A 19,237-nucleotide genomic window follows, 5' to 3' on the forward strand; every position below is an offset into this window, starting at 1 on the left:
AAACCGGCGGGGACGGTCCGGTCGAGCTTTTTGCCGGTCGTCCCTGCCGATGGCCTCGCCGGAGCCTGCCGTGGTCAACCCGGCAGGCGCGGACAAGCTCCGTACTCTTTGCACCCCCGGATAACCGGTCCGGGCCTCGAGCGGTGCGAAGACGGGATGATTATGCGGCTGCTATGAAGGGGTGGGGATAAGTTTTCTTTCCTCCCCACATCGTGGGGAGAGGACAAGCGAAGCGGGGGAGGGGCCGCCGAGGCACAAGGGTGGGGTGCCGGCACCTTGTCTCAAAGGTCTTCCGGCGCTGGCGCGCCGCCCCCTTCGACCCCTCCTTCGCCAAGGCTACGGAGGGCCCACTTCCCCACAGCGTGGGGAAGAAAGGCGTGAGGGAGAGGGATAAGCGCGAATTTCTCCCGGCCGGATGGCCCGCGAAGGCGGGCCGCAGAGCCGGGACCGACCGCGGGTCGCCGTCAGCGATGAGTCTCCCGTAGGTCCCGGACAGCGCTGCAGCGCTTCCGGGAAAAACGGGGATGGGGAGCGAACGATATCCACCGTCTCTCAACCGTCATCCTGACGAAAGTCAGGATCCAGGGCGCGAGGTGCAATCGCGCAAGGCGTGCCGGAGGCTTCAAGTGGGCCGCTGCCGCGGCCGCCCCTCATCCGGGCTCCGCCCACCTTCTCCCCGGCCGGGGAGAAGGGGTGTTTATGTTTCCCGCTCTCACACCCACATTTTTCCCGGCCGGATGGCCCGCAAAGGCGGGCCGCAGCGCCGGGATCGACCGAAGCTCGCCTTCAGCGATGAGTTTCCCGTTGGTCCCGGATAGCGCTCACGCGCTTCCGGGAAAAATGGATGGGGGGAGATAACCCCATCCAACACCTCTCAACCGTCATCCTGACGAAAGTCAGGATCCATGGCGCGAGGTGCAATCGTGGCAAGATGGGAAACAGCCGTTTCCGCGAGCTGGGCCCTGACTTTCGTCAGGGTGACGGCGTTTGGCAGCGTCGCTCGCGTCTTCCCGAGCAGCATGGATACAACCCCGCCGGAAAATGAGCGTGATTTAAGTTGTCTCCTGCGGCCCTTGTGCAAGTCTGCGCGACGGTTTCCGGGGAGAATTACATATGAAATTCCGTCAGATGGCAGGGATGGTCGCGGCTTTTGCGGTGCTGGCAGGCACGCCAGCGCTGGCGCGCGAGGACGGCTGGCAGAGCGCCACGCCGCAAGCGCACGGTCTCGATCCCGCGCCGCTTGACGCCATGGTGGCGGAGATCCGCAGCGAAGCGGATATCGGCATCAGCGCCGTCCTGCTGGTGCACCGGGGCGAGCTGGTCCATGAAACCTATTTCGGCGAGTGGGGTCCCGACGACCTGCACAATATGCGCTCGGCGTCCAAGACGGTGACCTCAGCCCTGGTGGGGATCGCGATCGACCATGGCTTCATTCCGTCCGCCGAGGCGACGGTGCTGGACTATTTCCCGGAGTATGAGGGCGAGATCGCCAATTGGGACGAGGCCAAGCGCGACATCACCCTTGCCCACATCCTCACCATGACATCCGGTGTGCGCGGCAATGAAGACGCGATGTATCCCACCGATGACTGGATCAAATTCTATCTCGACCAGCCGCTGGCCCATCCGCCGGGCGAGACCTTCTCCTATGCCACGAGCGGCGTGGTGACGCTGGGCAATGTGATTACCCGCGCGTCGGGACAGCGTATCCCGGCTTTTGCCGACACCTATCTGTTCGGCCCGCTGGGCATTACCGAATACCGCTGGCCGATCACCAATTCGCGCGGCAGCCAGGGGCTGGCGATGACGGGCGGCGGCCTGTCGCTGCGCCCGCGCGACATGGCGCGTTTCGGCCAGCTCTATCTCGATCGCGGCGTATGGAATGGCGAACGCATCCTGTCGGAAGACTGGATCGAGGCCTCCGTTGCGCCGCACGCCGTCTCCGACCTGCACGGCGAGGATTTCGGCTATCTCTGGCGTATGCGCGACTGGGATGTGGCCGGCCGCCGGGTGCGCTCCTGGGAAGCCTGGGGCAATGGCGGCCAGTTCATCATGATCTTCCCGGACCTCGAACTTGTGGCCGTCTTCACCGGCGAGAATTACGGCCGCTGGCCGGAAATGGAGCGCCCCTTCGCACTGATGGAGGACTATGTGCTGCCGGTCTTCGCCGGGCAGTGATCAGGCGTCTTCGGCGGGCATATCACCCGCGTCCGCTTCTTCCGCCTCCTCCTCAGCCTCTTCTTCCAGCAGGCCCGAATAGGTCTCGCGGAAGATGAACCAGACCGAGGTGAAGAGGGCGGCGATCACCGGGCCGATGATGATGCCGACGGCGCCGAACAGGGTCAGCCCGCCCAGGGTGGAGATCAGCACCATCAGGTCGGACATGCGCGCGTCCTTGCCCACCAGGGCCGGGCGCAGGAGATTGTCGGAGGTCGAGACGACGATGGCGCCCCAGGCGGCCAGTGCGATGCCGGGAACGACCTGGCCGGAGGCCGTCAGCCAGATTGCCGCCGGCACCCAGACCAGCGGCGGGCCGATCATCGGGATGATCGAGAGGAGGGCGGTCACCGCGCCCCAGAAGATCGCGCCCGGTACACCGGCGACATAGAGGCCGGCGCCGGTCAGCGCGCCCTGGACGAGGGCGATGACGAAGGTACCCTTCACGGTCGCGCGGATGGTCGAGGTGGCGCGTTCGGCGAGGAGGTCGCGGTCCTCGCCGGTCATCGGCAACAGGCTGAGCGCCTGGTGCGCGCTCTTGCGGCCGGTCAGCAGGAAATAATACAGCGCATAGACCAGGATGAAGAAGTTCAGCGTGGCGACAAGGAAACCGCCTGTGCCGGCGCGCAGGCTGGACACGAGGAGCCGCCCCACCGTGCCGGCCAGATTGCCCAGCTGGGTGGTGATCGTGGCCTGGTACTGGATGATGGTCTCGCGGAAGGGCATCCAGTCGGGCAGGCCGTAAAGCCCGTCATCGCGGATCTGGGAGACCTGTTCCTGCACCCAGGGCGTGACGCGCTGGGTGATGTCGATCGCCTGTTCGGCCACCACGCCGAGCAGGATCGCCGAGGGTATGACAAAGGCGAGCAGGGCACCGGTCACCAGCAGGATTGCCGCCAGCTTGGGCCGCTCGCCCATATGCGCCGCCAGCCAGCGATGCGGGCCCGACAGGAAGAGCGCGATCACCCCGGCCAGGAAGAGCGTGGCCAGATAGTCCCGGATCATCCAGGCGAAGACCGCCGTGATGCCCAAGGCGAGCACGGCAATGAAAACCCGTTCCAGCTCGATCTTGTTCAGCGCTGTCATCGAACGGATATCCTTCGTTTTCGTCCTCCCCCTTGATGGGGGAGGTGGGCCGGGGCGCAGCCCCGGATCGGAGGGGGTGGGGGCAAGGCCATCGTGAACCTTTCACCACCGGGATTCACCCCTTCCGTCCGGCTGCGCCGGACACCTTCCCCGTCAAGGGGAAGGACCAGGTGAAGCCATCTACCCATAAAGCCAGTTCGGCAGGGTTGTGGCCAGCCAGGGCATGGCCGCGACGGCGAGGATGGCCAGAAGCTGGATGATCACGAAGGGGATGGCGCCGCGATAGATGTCGGTCGTCTTCACCGCCTCCGGCGCCACACCGCGCAGATAGAAGAGCGCAAAGCCGAAGGGCGGGGTGAGGAAGCTGGTCTGCAAATTCATCGCCATCAGCACGCCCAGCCAAACCGGATCGACGCCCATCATCAGGAGGATCGGCGCCACGATCGGCACCACCACAAAGGTGATCTCGATGAAGTCGAGGAAGAAGCCGAGGACGAACATCACCAGCATGACCACGGCCAGCGCGCCGAACACGCCGCCGGGCACGGCCTCGAGCGCGGCCTGCACGGTTTCGTCGCCGCCCAGTTCGCGGAAGATCAGCGAGAACAGCGAGGCGCCGATCAGGATGACAAAGACCATGGCGGAAATGGTCGCCGTGGAGGTCATCACCTCGTCCAGAACGCCATTGCGCTTGAGGCGCCACAGGCTCCAGCCGGCGCCCAGCAGGGTGAGGGTGACCAGCGCGCCGGCGGCGATACCGCCCAGCGTGCCCAGATCGGTGACATAAACCCGGCTGTCCGAGCCGATATTGGCGACGACCACCAGGCCGATCAGCGCAATCAGGGCGACAAGGCCGGCATAGCTGGCCAGCTGGCCGAGCGGCGGATTGCCGTCGCGGCCGGCATTGCGCGCGCCGGCGATGAAGCTGGCGCCCACGGCGCCGACGCCGGCGGCTTCGGTCGGCGTGGCCAGCCCGGCGAGGATCGAGCCGAGCACGGCGATGATCAGCGCCAGCGGCGGCAGGAGGGCGTGCAGGATGGCGCCCCAGTCGGCATGGGCTTCGCTGGCCGGGGCGGCAGGCGCGCTCTCCGGTTTCCAGATCGCCATGACGATCTGGTAGGCGATGTAGAGTCCGACCAGCATCAGGCCCGGGATCAGTGCGCCGGCGAACAGGTCACCGACCGAAACAATGTCCGGCGAGAAAATGCCCTGGGCGCGCTGGGCTTCCTGGTAGGCGTTGGAGATCTGGTCACCCAGCAGCACCAGCACGATCGAGGGCGGAATGATCTGGCCCAGCGTGCCCGAGGCCGCGATCGAGCCGGCGGCAAGGGCGGGATCATAGCCGCGCTTGAGCATGGTGGGCAGGGACAAGAGGCCCATCGTCACCACGGTGGCGCCGACAATGCCGGTCGAGGCGGCCAGCAGCGCGCCGACCACGATGACGGAAATCCCCAGACCGCCGCGCAGCGTGCCGAACAGCGCGCCCATGGCTTCGAGCAATTCCTCGGCGATACGGGATTTTTCCAGCATCACGCCCATGAAGACGAAGAGCGGCACGGCGACCAGGATCTGCCGGTCCATCTCCATCAGATTGCCGTAGATGCGCTGCGGGAAGGCGCGGAAATGGATCGGGTCGAACAGGCCCATGGAGATGCCCAGAAGGGCAAAGCCCAGGGCGACACCGGCGAGGGTGAAGGCGACCGGATAGCCGCGCAGCAGCGCCGCAAAGGCGGCGATGAACATCAGGAAGGGCAGGATCTCGACGAAGAAATTCATGGCGTCAGACCTCGCCCTTGAATGTATCGGGCAGGGGCGGCGGGGTTTCCTTGCCGATCGTCATGGCGGCGCGGGCGGCCATCGAGAAACCCTGCAGGATCATCATGATGGCAAACACCGGAATGGCGGTCTTCAGCAGGAAGACGAAGGGCAGGCCGTCGCTTTCGCGCGACTGTTCCAGGATCCGCCAGGTGGAATTCATATAGCCGGTCGAGGACCACAGGATGAGAAAGCTCATCGGCATCAGGGCGAGATAGGTGCCGATCAGATCGGTCCAGGCCTTGCCGCGCTCGCCGAGCTTTTCATAGATCACGTCGACGCGCACATGACCGCCATTCAGCAGCGCCGAGGCCGAGGCGAGCAGGAAGAGCAGGGCGTGCATGTAGATCACGCTCTCCTGCAGCTTGGTCGAGGCATAGCCGAAGACATAGCGCTGGATCACGATCACGGCGGTGGCGACCACGAGGCCGAGGGCAAACCAGCGCGCTGCGCCGCCGATGGTCAGGGTGATGCGGTCGAGAATCCCGATCAGGCTGCGTTCGAAATTCCACGCCCCGGCGGGCACCGACAGGAAGCGCCCCATCAGCGCGGTGACCAGCGGCAGCAACAGGATGGGCGAGACGAAGAGGCCGATCCGCATCAGCCAGCCGCCCAGCGCCTGTGCCCAGCCGGCCAGATGCGCATTGGCCCAGCCCGCAATGGCGCCGCCGGTGGCGGCATCCAGCGCGGTCAGGACGATGATGATGGCCAGGACGGCCAGGATCAGGCGGTCACCGGGGCGCATGGGCGTCAGCCGCCCAGCACGCGTTCGCGCTGGACCATGTAGGGCATTTCGGAAATCCGGCCCCACTGGCGCATCTTGTTGCGCGCATCCAGATAGCTCTCATAGACGCGGCGGGTCATCGCATCGGCATTGCCGGTATCGGCGACAACCTGTTCGGAAATCTCGCCGATCCGCGTCCAGATCTCGTCGGAGAAGCGGCGCAGCTCGACCCCGTGCTCGTTGACGAGCACGTCGAGCGCGATGCCGTTCTGGTGCTGGAATTCGGCGAGGGAGAGATTGTTCGCCGTCAGGCAGGCCGACTGGATGATGGCCTTGTGATCGTCGGCCAGCTCGTCCCAGACGGTGCGGTTCATGCCGACACCGAGACAGGAGCCCGGCTCGTGGAAGCCCGGGCCGTAATAATAGGGCGCCTCGCGGTAGAAACCGAAGGCGAGGTCATTCCAGGGGCCGACCCATTCGGTGGCGTCGATCGTGCCGTTCTGCAGGGCCGGATAGATCTCGCCGCCGGACAGGGTGACGGCCGCGCCGCCCAGCTCGCGCAGTACATTGCCGCCAAGGCCCGGAATGCGCATGCGCAGACCGCGGAAATCGTCCAGCGTGTTGATCTCGCGCTTGAACCAGCCGCCCATCTGGTGGCCGGAATTGCCGGCCTGGAAGGGCTTGATGTTGAACTGGCCGGCCAGCTCGTCCCACAGCGCCTGGCCGCCGCCATATTCCACCCAGCCCATGATCTCGTAGGCGGTCATGCCCATCGGAACGGCGGTGAAGAAGTTGAAGGCCGGCGACTTGCCCTGCCAGTAGTATTCCGCGCCATGATACATGTCAGCCGTGCCTTCGGAGACCGCATCGAAGGCCTCGAAAGCGCTGACGATCTCGCCGGCGGCATAGACGCGCACATCCAGCGAACCGCCGGACATGCGATTGATATAGGCGGCGACATTGTTCGCAGCAGTGCCCAGTCCCGGGAAATTGGCCGGCCAGGTCGTCACCATGCGCAGGCGTTTTACGCCGCGATTGACGGCCGGTGCGGCCGGTCCGGCGGCGTTTTCCTGCCCCGTCTCCCCGCAGGCAGTGGCCACCGTCGCAGCGGCGACCGCGCCGCCGCTGATGAATGTGCGTCGATCCATGTCTCTCCCCCTTGAGGATCGTGCCCGCCCGTTCCGGCCGGTGTCAGTCCTCGTCGTTTTCGTCCTCATGGTTAGCGAGTTCGCCATAGGCCTGCCAGCCCGACGGCGTGAGGACTTGCAGCGGTTGATAGGCAGCCTTGTAACCCATCTTGCGGCTGCCGCGCACCCAATAGCCCAGATAGACGAAGGGCAGGCCGGCCGCTTCGGCCTGGCGCACGGCGTCCAGGATCATGAAGGCGCCCAGGCTGCGTTTCTCCTCGTCCGGGTCGAAATAGCTGTAGATCAGCGACAGACCGTCCTTGAGCACATCGGTCAGCACTGCCGCGACGAGCGTCCCCGAGGCGTCGCGGTATTCGGTGACATGGGTGCGCTGGGCGCCTTCCTCGACCATCATGACGTATTCGCCGAAGGACATGCCGGCCATGTCGCCATCGCCGTGGCGGCTGTCCAGATAGCGGGTGAGCAGCTCGTACTGCTCCATCGTCGCCGTCTGGGCCTCGGTGGAGACGATGAGATCGTCATTGCGGTTGAGGGCCTTGCGCCAGCGGCGCTTCCAGTCGAAATCGCCGGCATCGATCCGCACCGACTTGCAGGCGTCGCAGGCTTCGCATGCCGGACGGTAGAGCACGCCCTGGCTGCGGCGGAAGCCGGCATGGGTCAGGGCGTCATTGAGCGCGGGCCCTTCGCCCAGCTCGATCCGGGTAAAGACTTTCCGCTCCCAGCGTCCCGGCAGATAGGGACACGGCGCTGCCGCCGTCAGGAAGAAGGGAATTTGCCGTGTCGCGAATGGATGGGTCACTGCGCGCTCTTCGACTCAGCTGTACCGGACCGTCATGCTAACTCACACCAGATCGAAGGCGTAGAGGAGAGAAATGTAAAGCGTGAAGGCTGCCCAGAACAACACCACCATCGGCGCACCCGCTTTGACATAGTCCATGAAGCGGTAATGGCCGGGGCCCATCACGAGAAGATTGGTCTGATAACCGATCGGGGTCGCAAAACAGGTATTGGCGGCGAACAGCACGGTCAGGGCAAACAGTGACGGGTCGGCGCCGATCTGGTTGGCCGCACCCACTGCGATCGGGGTGAACAGGATCGCGGTGGCGCTGTTGGACAGGACGTTCGTCAGCAATGCGATCAGGATGAACATGGCCGACATCAGCACGACCGGGCCGAAGGGCGAGAACAGCGTGACCACGCCGGTCGCCAGCAGGTCGGCCCCGCCGGTAATCTGCAGCGCCGTACCCAGCGCGATCGCCGAACCGATCAGCAGATAGATGCGGATATCGACGGCACGCGCCGCCTGGCGGGTGTTGAGACAGCCGCCGGCAATCATCGCCACGGCCCCGAGGAAGGAGGCCAGCGCGATCGGCATCAGCGAGGTCGCGGCCGCAATCACCACGCCGGCGAAAATGGCGCGCGCGACATTGGCGCGGCGCGGATCGGCGAGGGCGGTGGTCGCCCATTCCATCAGGAGAAGGTCGCGGTCGGACCGCAGCTGGCGCATCGAGCTCGACGAGCCGAACAGCAGCAGCGTGTCGCCGGCTTCCAGCCGGATCTCGCCCATGCGCGAGCGGATCATGCGGCTGCGGCGCTGGATGCCCAGCACGATACAGCCCGTGGCATGGCGGAAACCGATCTGCTGGATCGTCCGGCCGATCAGGCGCGAACCCGGGGCCACCACGGCTTCGGTGATCATCAGGCTGTCGCCCGGGGTCGGGTTCTCGCCGGGCCCGGAAGCCTCGAGCATGCCGCGCATGAAGTCGGCGCGCTTGGACAGGAGGTTGGACAGGGTCTGGCGGGTGGCGGCGACGATGACGAGGTCGCCGGCTTTCAGCTCGATCTGGTCGAAGGGCGGCAGCAGGGCGTGCTCGCCGCGCTGGATCATGCGCACCGTCATGTCGGGCAGATCGGCGAACATGCCCGCAACGGGACGCTTGCCGGCCAGCGGGTGGTCGGCGGTCACCTCGATCTGGGCGATGTATTGCCGACCTTCGCCGGAGCCGGCCAGCTCGCCCTCCATCGTGTCACGGTCGGGCAGCAGGCGCGGCAGGACGAAGACGATGTAGACGAGGCCGAAGGCGGCGAGGAAAAGGCCCGGCACGGTCGGTGTGAAGAAGTCGAGGCTGACGCCGGAAATCGTGCGCAGCTGTTCGGCGACCAGCAGGTTGGTCGAGGAGCCGATCAGCGTCGTCATGCCGGCCAGGATGCAGACATAACTCAGCGGGATCATCAGCTTGGACGGGCTTTTCTCCATCCGCCGCGCGATCGCCACGAGAATCGGCACGAACATCACCACGACCGGCGTGTTGTTGATGAAGGCGCTCACCACGAAGACGAAGGCGAACATCGCGATCAGCGTGCCGCGCGGCCGCTGGTCGTAGGAGGAGAGGAGGAACTGGGTCGGCCCCTCCATCGCACCGGTCTGGAATATGCCCTGGCCGACTATCAGCAGGCACAGGATGGTGAAGAGCGCAGGGTTCGCAAACCCTTCCAGAAGGGCCGCAATGCTCGGCCGGCCGTCTTCCAGCGGGAAGAAATGGAAGAACAGCATGAGCGCCGCCACGATCGAGGCCGAAACGATCTCGATCGGGAACCGGTCCCACACGAAGAAGACAATCGCGACGACCAGGCCGCCGAGAATTGCCCACATCTGCCAGACGTCTAGCGACGCGCTTTCTATCATTGTGATTTCAGGAGGCTATGGATCCGACATGTGCGATCCACGACGCTACCACGCGTTATGTGCGCTTGCGAAGCCCCCGCCTGCCGCTTGGCTCATACCGTGCGGCAGGGATGGGAAAGTCTAGAGTTCGTGACCCTGGGGCAGGACCGGGGCTTCGCGCAGGAGCACGATGGAGATCCGGCGATTGCCCGGCATGTAGGGATCGTCCGGATAGAGCGGTTCCGAACCGGCCTTGCCGCGCACTTCATAGATGCGGTCGTTCGAGATGCCCGAGGTCTGCAGGACGCGGCGGGCGGAATTGGCCCGGTCGGAGGACAATTCCCAATTGGTGTAGCTGCCGCCGGTCGAAGGGGCGCTGTCGGTATGACCGGCAATCGACAGGCGGTTCGGCAGGCGTTCGGCGATGCGGGCAACGGCGCGCAGCAGGGTGATGGCGCGGTCGGTCGGTTCGGTATCGCCCGGATTGAACATCGGGCGGCCTTCCTGGTCGATCAGCTGGATGCGCAGGCCTTCCGGCGTCTCGTCGACAATGATGTGGTTGGACAGTTCGGCCAGTTCCGGCATGTCCTGCATCGCCTGGCGCAGCGACATGGCGGCCGAGTGAAGCTGGGCGGCGTCGCGGCGGGCCTGGGCCTCGGCCATGGCAGAGGCCATCACCTGGGCGGCAGATTCCTGGATCTCGTCCGGCGATTCCGGCGAGCCTTCCGGCGTCTGCTGGCGGTCGCGGTCATTGAGCTGCGGTGCCGACGGGGCGAGGCGCTGGCGCATCGAGCTGTCGCCGGAACCCTGCACGCCGTCATCGCCCGGGGCGGTGCCGGCCAGCGGTGCGCCGGAACCCGAGTTCGCGGGTGAGACGCTGGCGGGTGCGAAATAGTCGGCAATGCCGCGCTTTTGCTCAGGCGTGGTCGTGTTGATCAGCCACATCAGAAGGAAGAAGGCCATCATCGCGGTCACGAAGTCGGCATAGGCCACTTTCCAGGCGCCGCCATGGTGGCCGCCGCCTCCGCCCTTTACGACTTTCTTGATGACAATCGGCTGATCTTTCGACGCCATGTCCACCCGCCTTGTTTCCTTATCCCTCCCTCCTGTAGACGGTTAGCGTTAAGGCCAGGTTTCAAAAATCCCAGCTTGCGAGGTCGCCGTCTTGATCGACAGCCGCGAATTCAGAGATGCACTCGGGCGCTATCCGACCGGCGTGACCATCGTATCGGCCTTTCATGAGGGCCGGGCTGTCGGGATGACCGTGAATTCCTTCGCCTCGGTCTCGCTCGACCCGCCGCTCGTGCTGTGGTCGATCGAGTGCGAGACCGAGCGCTATGCGATGTTCCGGCACGCGCAGACCTACGCCATCAACGTGCTCGCAGCCGACCAGGCCGGGCTGGCCCATGCCTGTGCCCTGCAGCCGGACCTGCGCAATTGCCATGCGCTGTGGACCGGCGAGCAGGCGCCGCTGATCGATGGCGCCGTGGCACATTTCGTGTGCAGGCAGAGCGCCGTGCACCGTGGCGGCGATCACGACATCATCGTCGGCGAGGTGATCGATCTCGATACCCCGCGCGACGTGCCGGCTCTGGTCTTCTACACCTCGACCTATTGCGAACCGGGCTGAAGCTCCAGAACGCTCATGCCCTCGGGCACGGCATCCATCGTCCAGCCGGTCGGGATCTCCACATATTCGCCGCGGCCCCACAGCGGCGCCAGGTCGTCATAGTGCCGTGACATGACATTGCCGGACTGGCCGGTCGTGATCATGAAGCGCGAGGCGTCCGGTTCGGCCATGTCGTAGAGCGCCCGGTAGGAGGCGCCGTGGAAGACGTCATAACCCGGCGTGCGGTATGAGAAGTGGGCGACATTCACCGTCGAGCCATCGCCCGGGACCGGCGTCTCGATCGTGAACCAGTCCGACAGGACCGGGAAATCGGAAAACGGCGTGTGGGCGTGGCGCGCATAATGGGCATCGCCCCAGCGCCAGGCCGACATGTCGGCCCCGTGATCGCCCATTGTCTGTTCCATGGCGTCGTCGAGGGCCGGGCCGAGAAGGTCCAGGCAGGTTTCCACCGCTTCGGTCGTGCTGTCATCGCACCAGGCGCCCAGATCGCCGGTCAGCACATCGGTCATGAAGACGCGGCGGTCGGCATACCAGCGATCGAACAGATCGCCGAGATCGTCGGCATAGACGGCGCGCGACAGCGACCGCATCCAGGCGGCATAGATCAGCGGTTCTGCCCGGTCGACCGCCATGTCGGCATCCCAGCCGGCGAGCATCACAAGGGCTTCGCGGCCGGCTTCGCTGGCGGGCTCGGCGGTCATCAGGACCGGCAGGACCTGCCGCGCCATCACCGACACCGTATCGATCTGCAGCGCGGCCATGCTGTCCAGGTCGTGGCGGTCGGTGCTCTCGATACCCTCATAGATGCGCCGGATCCGGTTCACGCCATACCAGTCGCCGGTCAGATAGTGCGGATAGCCGTCCGGCACGATCTTGTTGTTGGCGGTGGCGATGAAACCGCGTTCGGGATTGCGGGTGTGGGGCAGGTCCTCGAAGGGAATGGTGGAGACCCAGTTGCCGTCGACATCGCGCACCGGAATGCGCGCCGGAGCGTAGAAGCCGATATCGCCATCGCGTGCGGCAAAGACCATGTTCTGCTGCGGCGCCACGAAATTGCGGACGGCATCGACAAAGTCCTGCCAGTCCTGACCGGCCAGAATATGCATGCCGACACCGGTCGTGGCGTCGTCCGGCTCGTCGAGCATCCATTGCAGGGCAAAGAAATCGGCGCCCTCGGGCACGGCGTAGGCGGGGAAGTGTTCCGGATCGAGCACCGGGCCTGTGGCCGTCTCGCGCCGTGTGATCGTGATGTCGTCACCGAAGCGCACGGCGATGATCTCCTCGCGCGAGCCGGTCACATCCGCCTCGGTCACGGCATGCAGATCGCCGACATCGGGGCCGGTATTGGTGAAACCCCAGGCGATATTGTCATTGCGCCCCAGCGTCACGAAGGGCGTGCCGGGCAGGGTGGCGCCGACCACCGACCCGTCCGGCGCGGTGATACGGGCGAGATACCAGATCGCCGGTGCGCGCAGGCCCAGATGCGGGTCGTTGGCCAGGATGGGCAGGCCGGACACGGTGCGGCTGCCGGAGAGCACCCAGTTGTTCGATCCGTCACGGCCATTGTCTTCCGGCCCCTGGGTCGGCGTTTCGATCTCGGGTGTCGCGGCCGCCTCCTCCAGCCCCAGATCGGCCATGGAGAGCGAGCGGGGGGCGTCGTCGGGATAGCGGCCGATGAATTCCAGCGTGCGCTCCGGGCCCAGATGCGCTTGCAATGCCGCAAGGCGCGGTTCCTCGAAGGCATTGCCGAACAGGTCGAGCGCGATCGCCTTGTAGACCACCACCGTGTCGGCCGGCGTCCAGGGTTCCGGCTGCATCATCAGGATCTGGAATTCCGGCGGCGCGACAAAGCCCGGCGCGTCGATCACGGCATTGACGCCGGCGGCATAGGCTTCCAGCGCCGCCTGGATGTCGGCCGGCAGGTTTTCCGCCGCGGTATCTGCCGCGGGACCGAGACCCATCGTGCGGAAGAAGATGTCGGAGGAGACGCCGGGCTCGCCCAGCACTTCGGCGACACGGCCGCGCAGGGCCCGCCGGGTGATTTCCATCTGCCACAGCCGGTCCTGTGCATGGGCGACACCGAGCGCGTAGAACGCGTCGCGATCGCGGTCGGCGAAGATGTGCGGAATGCCCCAGCTGTCGCGCACGATATGCGCAGTGTTCTGCAGGCCGGGGGCGTCCATCGTCCCGCTGGTCTGCGGCAGCGAGGCGTAGAGACGGTTGCCGACAATCAGCGCCGCAACAACGGCCAGGGCCAGCAGTCCGGCGACAGCCAGACCGGTATAGCGAAGAAGACGTGCGATCATGATGACTTGCTCCCCAATTGCCGGGAGACTAGCAAGGGGGGAACGCAAAGGGGAGAGCTTCATGGCGCGCTGCACGTTTCTCGGTCTGGGAGTGATGGGCTATCCGATGGCGGGCCACCTCGCCGGAGCCGGCCATGACGTCGTCGTCTGGAACCGCACCGCGGCGAAGATGGAGCAATGGGCGGCCGAGCATGCCGGCGTGTCAGCCCCCTCGGTCGAGGCGGCCGTTGCGGATGCTGATTTCGTCTTTGCCTGCCTGGGTGATGACCCGGATGTGCGTGCTGTGGCCGAACAGGCGATCCCGGCGATGAAGCCCGGCGCGGTGCTGGTCGATCACACCACGGCCTCGGCCGAGCTGGCGCGGGAGCTGGACCAGGCCGCCCGCGATGCCGGGATCGGTTTTCTCGATGCCCCGGTTTCGGGCGGTCAGGCCGGCGCGGAAAACGGTCAGCTGACCATCATGTGCGGCGGCGAGGCGGACACGTTCGCGCGCGCCGAGCCGGTGATGGATGCCTATGCCAAGGCGAGCTCGCTGATCGGTCCGGCCGGTGCCGGGCAATTGTGCAAGATGGTCAACCAGATCTGCATCGCCGGTATCGTCCAGGGCCTGTCCGAAGGCCTGCACTTCGCCAAGCGCTCGGGGCTGGACCCGGCCCTGGTGATCGGCGCGATCTCGAAGGGCGCGGCGCAGTCCTGGCAGATGGAAAACCGCTGGCAAACCATGGTGAAGGACGAGTTCGATTTCGGCTTTGCTATCGACTGGATGCGCAAGGACCTTCGCATCACGCTGGAAGAGGCCCGCCGCAATGGTGCGCGCCTGCCGGTGGCGGCGCTGGTCGACCAGTTCTATGCCGATGTGCAGGCGATGGGCGGCAATCGCTGGGACACCTCCTCGCTGATCGCGCGGCTGGAGCGTGACCTGTGAGCGATGAGGGCCAGCTGATCCGCACCGATCCGGTCGCGATGGGCGTGTGGAAACGCCTGACTTCGCTGTTCGCGACCTGGCGCATGCTGCTGGCCGGTTTCACCCGGCGCTCTCTGGCGCAGATGGCCAATGACCAGCTGACGCCGCTGACGCGGGCGGTGCACTGGAAGGTCGGGCTGGGCCTGCTGGGCGGCCTCGACGATGCCCAGGTCGAATTCCTGAAAACCTATGCCGCGCTCAATGCACATCGTGTCGAGCGGGTCTTCCGCACGACAACCCTGATTCTGGTTTCCGTCCCGGTCGCCGCCGTTTTCGGCATCTCGGAGATGGATCCGGAGTTCTGGGTGCGGATCGGGTTCGAGCGGATCGATACGCTGATCGGAATTCTCGGGGTGTGGATGGTGTGCAGCCTGATGATGATGGGCGCGGCCTGGCGGGCACGCGATCTGGCCGACCTGCTGGAGTTCGAGCATGCGCGTCGCGAGATGCTGGCGCGGCGGCGGGGCAAGGCGTGAGCGCAAGATGCGGTTGATCGAGCTGAGCTTCCGGGACGATGCGGCGCTTGTTGAACGCCTGATGGCGGCCAGCGAGCGCGCCGAACCGCTCGATACCGTGCTGAGCGAGCCCACCTCGCGCGGCCGGCGTGTGTTGCGTCTGGTCTTCGGCGATGGCGAGGGGCAGGCCGCGATCGATTCCATCAACGGTCTGATGGACGGTCTGGAGGACTGGCGCTTGGTCGTGCTGCCGGTCGAGGCTAGCCTGCCCAAGCCCGCGGCGAAACTGGTCGAGGCTTCGGCGCGCCGCAAATTCATCGCCCTGCGCGAGGAGCTCTACCAGGACGTGGCGGGCGGCGCGAAACTGCATCGCGACTTCCTGCTGCTGACCCTGTTGTCCACCATCGTCGCCGTGTTCGGCCTGTCCGCCGACAATGTCGCCGTGGTGATCGGCGCCATGGTGATTGCACCCTTGCTGGGCCCGATCCTCGCCTTCTCTTTTGCTTCGGCGCTGGGCGATCTGGAGCTGATGGCCCGTTCGGCACGCACGGCGCTGGTGGGCCTCGCCTTCGGCATGGCGCTGTCGGCCCTGATCGGCCTGGCGTTTGGCGCGGATCTGACGTCTGAGGAATTGTCCGGACGCACGGTTGTCGGGCTCGATTCCACCGTGCTCGCCCTGGCGTCGGGGGCCGCGGCAGCGCTGTCGATCGCGACGGGGCTGTCCTCTACCCTCGTAGGCGTGATGGTCGCTGTGGCGCTGTTGCCGCCGGCGGCGACGGCGGGCCTGCTGCTGGGCGCCGGCGAGACCGAACTCGCCCTGCGCGCCGGGCTCCTGCTGGCGATCAATGTGGTCAGCGTCAATCTCGCCGCGCTGCTGGTTTTCTTCTACAAGGGGATAAGGCCGCGCACCTGGCTCGAACGGCGCTCGGCGACGCGCTCGGTCTATATCAATCTGGCGGTCTGGGCCGTGCTGATCGTCGCCCTGACCGGGCTGGCGGTGCTGTTGACGGTCGAGACGGGCGAGGGGCTGCCGGTCGTGCCGGCGCTTCCCGAGGCAACAGGAGCAGGCGCATGAATGTCGAATTCCTGTTCACCCTGCTGGACTATGGCGGCATCGCCTTCTTCGCCTATTCCGGCGGCATGCTGGCCGCCCGCAAGACACTCGACCCGTTCGGCGCCGCCATTGTCGGCGCAGTGACGGGGATGGGCGGCGGTACGCTGCGCGATGTGCTCTTGGGACAATTGCCGGTCTACTGGATCGCCGAGCCGAACTATCTCGCGGTCGCCGTCGGTGGCGCGCTGCTGGGCTATTTCACCTCGCCCTGGGCGCAGGCCATCGCCACCCGCCGCGCCGCCCTGATCTGGGCCGACGCGATCGGACTTTCCGTTTTCTGCGTCATCGGCGCCGAGGCCGGTCTGGCAGCCGGGGCGCACTGGACCATCGCCATCCTCACCGGGATGATGAGCGCGGCCTTTGGCGGCCTCCTGCGCGATATCATCGTCAATGACGTGCCGCTGGTGCTGCGCGAGGACATCTACGCCCTTGCGGCAATGGCCGGCGCGGCGGCCTATGTGGCGGGACTGGCCCTGGGCTTCAACCCCAGCGCCGTGACCCTGGGGTCGGCGGCTCTTGCACTGATCCTGCGCGGCTGTGCGATCCGGTTCAAATGGTCTTTGCCTGCCGTGCGGATCAGCGAATAGGGTCTGGAACGCTTGGCGGCGTCTTTCCTCCCCAACGAGAGTTGGGGAGGGGGACCGCGAAGCGGTGGAGGGGCCGCCGGAGCGAAGCGCAGGCGGAATGTCGCGACAGGTTCGACGGCCCTCCCGGCGCTGCGCGCCGGCCCCTTCGACCCGCGGCTTCGCCGCGGCCCACTTCCCCACGTTCCGTGGGGAAGAAAGCGCGCTGGCGCCTTTCCTCCCCAACCGGTGTTGAGGAGGAAAGGACGCCCCGCTTCTATTCTCCCGACGGCATGCCCGGCACGAGGCGTTCGGCCGTCGCCATGACGATCACCATGAGAGACGCCGCCGACAGGACGGCGCCGTAATTGGTGAAAATGGCCGTGAGATACTCGCCCGCCGCCGGTATGGCGCCGAGCGCGCCGGCCCCGCCGGCGATCAGGAAAATGGCCGCCAGGATCACGGCGCGGCGGTGCTCTCCCTTGATGAAAAAGCCGCTGGCCAGACCCAGCAGCGCCAGTATCAGCCCGCCCCATTCGAAGCCGGATATGAAGGCGAAGACGATGGCGGCGATGGCCGCGACGGCCCAGACGATCTTGTCGAGTGACATGTGGATCTCCCCATTACTTTTCTTGAGTAACGCGTACACGAACCACAACAGAACGCCTGCAGCGTAGGCAAATATTTTCAGATTCGACAATAGAGATGTCGAAAAACGTGTGGAGTACTGGGTTCTGGTGCAGCAAAGGTGGCGATTGGCTACTTTTTGCCGGTGGCGGCAGCCGCCGCGAGTGCCTGATCGATATCGGCCAGCAGGTCGGCCGGTGTTTCCAGCCCGACCGACAGGCGCACCAGCGCGTCGGGCACCGGGCTGTCGGCGCCTTCGACGGGTTTGCGGTGCTCGATCAGGCTTTCCACCCCGCCCAGCGAAGTCGCCTGGATGAAGACGTTCGTGGCCGCCGCAAAGCGCCGCGCCGCCTCGAAACCGCCGGCCAGCTCGACCGACAGCATGCCGCCGAACCCGCCCGTCATCTGCCGCCGCGCCACATCGTGACCGGGATGGCCGGGAAGTCCGGGATAGTGCACGGCCGCAAGCCGCGTATCGGCAGCCAGCTGCTCGGCCAGCCACAGCGCGGTCCCGCTCTGGCGGGCATAACGCACATGCAGGGTGCGTAGGCCGCGCAGCAGGAGCCAGGTCTCGAAGGCGCCGGGAATGGCGCCGGTCTTGTTGTGGATCTCGCAGATATCGTCCCAGCGGGTGTCGCTCTTGCGGGTGACCAGTGCGCCGGCGAGCACGTCGGAATGGCCGTTGAGGTATTTGGTCGCCGAATGCATCACGAGATCCGCGCCCAGCTCCAGCGGCCGCGTGGTGCAGGGCGGGGCGCAGGTCGAGTCGACCGCCAGCGTGGCACCGACGGCGTGGGCGATATCGGCCGCCTTGGCGATGTCGACAATCGCCCAGGACGGGTTGGCGGGCGTTTCGATCCAGATCAGGTCGGTGGCGGGCCGCGCCGCGGCGGTGAGCGCATCCAGATCGCCGGGCGCAACGAGGTTCAGCGTGATCCGCTTCTTCGCCAGCGCCCGCTGCAAAAGGCCCCGCGCGCCGTAATACATCTCGGTCTGGGCGACGACATGCCCGCCCGCCGGCACGTTTTCCAGAACCGCCGCGATGGCCGCCATGCCCGAGGAAAACAGCCGCGCATCCGCCCCGCCGTCCAGCATGGCGAGCACCTGCGCCGCCTGCTGTTCGGTCGGTCCCTGCGGCCGGCGATAGTCCTGCGCCCCGATCAGCGCGTTATCGGCATCACGCGCATAGGTCGTCGAGCTGTGCAGCGGCGGAATGACCGCACCGGTCAGCCGGTCGATCGCATGCATGGCCTGCACGGTACGGGTTTCGCGGGTGGAGGAAGTCATGAGGCACGTCCCGGTGAAGCTGTCGCTATCGGGATATGGGCATGCCGCAGGCCGCGTTCGAGGTCAAAGGCTGAACGGGGTGAGTGTCGCCGGGAAGCGGGTCGCAGGACCGGTCAGGTTCGGCGGAGGAGAACGGGGCGCATACCCTGGATTGCCACCAGGCCGCATCCGGCAATAAGAAGCAGGATCGCGACAACCAGGCTGGTGGGGCCCAGCCACCCGGCCAGCCAGACGAAAACGGGAACGGACGCGAAGGCGATCAGCAGCACGAGCGCCAGCAGCCCGCCGGCCTGCCAGCCCAGAATGGCATCGCACTGACTGCAGGAAAACTGGCTGCCGGTATTCATGCGCCAGATCGTGTTGGCGGGCAGCTTTGCGCTGCAGGCCGGGCAGGTCTTGTGCATGGTAACGTTCCTACTGCGTAAGACCAAGGATAGCACGTCATGACTGCATGAAAACTCAGGGACTTTCTGGCCAATGTCCCGTGTCATCCCTGACGGATGCCCGGCGAAGGCCGGGCGCAGGTCCGGGACCCATAGTCCCGGTGCGTGTCCAGCTGTCGCGCATGTCGAGCCTGCTTTCGGTCAGAAGCGAGCGTATAGGTCCCTGTGTGTTGGAGGTGTTGTAGGCTGGTTG

The 19,237-nt window shown here is 66.0% G+C and carries 17 protein-coding genes; 6 read left to right on the forward strand and 11 right to left on the reverse strand.

The genetic code is table 11. From position 1 onward, the window contains the following. Positions 1-1,113: 1,113 nt before the first annotated feature. Positions 1,114-2,178, forward strand: coding sequence for a serine hydrolase (locus tag JJ918_RS16975; RefSeq protein ID WP_291890019.1), 1,065 nt, complete (start codon positions 1,114-1,116; stop codon positions 2,176-2,178). On the opposite strand, the gene JJ918_RS16980 is transcribed toward JJ918_RS16975, so the two are convergent. The 7 genes from JJ918_RS16980 to JJ918_RS17010 form a co-directional block, all read right to left on the reverse strand. Further along, positions 2,179-3,303 (reverse strand): AI-2E family transporter, encoded by a 1,125-nt coding sequence (locus tag JJ918_RS16980; RefSeq protein WP_291890022.1) that lies wholly within the window; start codon positions 3,301-3,303, stop codon positions 2,179-2,181. Positions 3,304-3,483: 180 nt separating this feature from the next. Then, on the reverse strand, positions 3,484-5,079 hold the full coding sequence (locus JJ918_RS16985) for a TRAP transporter large permease subunit (protein WP_291890025.1): 1,596 nt from the start codon (positions 5,077-5,079) through the stop codon (positions 3,484-3,486). Positions 5,080-5,083: 4 nt separating this feature from the next. After that, positions 5,084-5,863: a TRAP transporter small permease subunit gene (locus JJ918_RS16990; protein ID WP_291890028.1), complete on the reverse strand. Its 780-nt coding sequence runs from the start codon at positions 5,861-5,863 to the stop codon at positions 5,084-5,086. 5 nt (positions 5,864-5,868) lie between these two features. Then, positions 5,869-6,990 (reverse strand): TRAP transporter substrate-binding protein, encoded by a 1,122-nt coding sequence (locus JJ918_RS16995; protein WP_291890031.1) that lies wholly within the window; start codon positions 6,988-6,990, stop codon positions 5,869-5,871. Positions 6,991-7,033: 43 nt separating this feature from the next. Continuing rightward, a complete protein-coding gene (locus JJ918_RS17000; protein WP_291890033.1) occupies positions 7,034-7,789 on the reverse strand; it encodes an arginyltransferase in 756 nt (251 codons plus the stop codon). Between the two features lie 42 nt (positions 7,790-7,831). Continuing rightward, positions 7,832-9,676, reverse strand: a complete 1,845-nt coding sequence (locus JJ918_RS17005) for an SLC13 family permease (RefSeq protein ID WP_291890036.1) — start codon at positions 9,674-9,676, stop codon at positions 7,832-7,834. Positions 9,677-9,796: 120 nt separating this feature from the next. Continuing rightward, positions 9,797-10,729 carry a flagellar motor protein MotB gene (locus JJ918_RS17010; protein WP_291890038.1) on the reverse strand — a complete coding sequence of 311 codons (933 nt, stop codon included), beginning with the start codon at positions 10,727-10,729 and terminating at the stop codon, positions 9,797-9,799. 91 nt (positions 10,730-10,820) lie between these two features. On the opposite strand from JJ918_RS17010, the gene JJ918_RS17015 reads away from it, so the two are divergent. Then, positions 10,821-11,285 carry a flavin reductase family protein gene (locus JJ918_RS17015; RefSeq protein ID WP_291890041.1) on the forward strand — a complete coding sequence of 155 codons (465 nt, stop codon included), beginning with the start codon at positions 10,821-10,823 and terminating at the stop codon, positions 11,283-11,285. On the opposite strand, the gene JJ918_RS17020 is transcribed toward JJ918_RS17015, so the two are convergent. Beyond that, positions 11,267-13,591 (reverse strand): penicillin acylase family protein, encoded by a 2,325-nt coding sequence (locus JJ918_RS17020; RefSeq protein ID WP_291890043.1) that lies wholly within the window; start codon positions 13,589-13,591, stop codon positions 11,267-11,269. The two genes, JJ918_RS17015 and JJ918_RS17020, sit on opposite strands and share 19 nt — an antisense overlap. A 61-nt stretch (positions 13,592-13,652) precedes the next feature. Between JJ918_RS17020 and JJ918_RS17025 the strand changes: the two genes are divergently transcribed. Genes JJ918_RS17025 through JJ918_RS17040 form a run of 4 tightly spaced genes read left to right on the forward strand, consistent with a single transcriptional unit; the run spans position 13,653 to position 16,711 of the window. Next, positions 13,653-14,516, forward strand: coding sequence for an NAD(P)-dependent oxidoreductase (locus JJ918_RS17025; protein ID WP_291890044.1), 864 nt, complete (start codon positions 13,653-13,655; stop codon positions 14,514-14,516). Then, complete coding sequence (locus JJ918_RS17030; RefSeq protein WP_291890046.1) at positions 14,513-15,031, forward strand: hypothetical protein; 519 nt, start codon at positions 14,513-14,515, stop codon at positions 15,029-15,031. Before JJ918_RS17025 ends, JJ918_RS17030 begins: the two co-directional genes overlap by 4 nt. A 7-nt stretch (positions 15,032-15,038) precedes the next feature. Next, positions 15,039-16,085, forward strand: coding sequence for a TIGR00341 family protein (locus JJ918_RS17035; RefSeq protein ID WP_291890048.1), 1,047 nt, complete (start codon positions 15,039-15,041; stop codon positions 16,083-16,085). Next, positions 16,082-16,711, forward strand: a complete 630-nt coding sequence (locus JJ918_RS17040) for a trimeric intracellular cation channel family protein (RefSeq protein ID WP_291890050.1) — start codon at positions 16,082-16,084, stop codon at positions 16,709-16,711. The genes JJ918_RS17035 and JJ918_RS17040 overlap by 4 nt, the downstream gene beginning before the upstream one ends. 253 nt (positions 16,712-16,964) lie before the next feature. Here JJ918_RS17040 and JJ918_RS17045 read toward each other — a convergent pair whose 3' ends face one another. The 3 genes from JJ918_RS17045 to JJ918_RS17055 all read right to left on the reverse strand — a co-directional run bounded on the left by JJ918_RS17045 (position 16,965) and on the right by JJ918_RS17055 (position 19,005). After that, positions 16,965-17,297, reverse strand: a complete 333-nt coding sequence (locus tag JJ918_RS17045) for a hypothetical protein (RefSeq protein ID WP_291890052.1) — start codon at positions 17,295-17,297, stop codon at positions 16,965-16,967. Between the two features lie 149 nt (positions 17,298-17,446). After that, the gene (locus JJ918_RS17050; RefSeq protein WP_291890054.1) at positions 17,447-18,601 is read right to left on the reverse strand and encodes a PLP-dependent aspartate aminotransferase family protein; all 1,155 of its coding nucleotides are present in this window, start codon (positions 18,599-18,601) and stop codon (positions 17,447-17,449) included. A 113-nt stretch (positions 18,602-18,714) separates the two neighbouring features. Beyond that, the gene (locus JJ918_RS17055) at positions 18,715-19,005 is read right to left on the reverse strand and encodes a hypothetical protein (protein ID WP_291890056.1); all 291 of its coding nucleotides are present in this window, start codon (positions 19,003-19,005) and stop codon (positions 18,715-18,717) included. Positions 19,006-19,237 lie beyond the last annotated feature (232 nt).

Source organism: Maricaulis sp., from assembly GCF_017642925.1.
Classification (GTDB): Bacteria; Pseudomonadota; Alphaproteobacteria; order Caulobacterales; family Maricaulaceae; genus Maricaulis.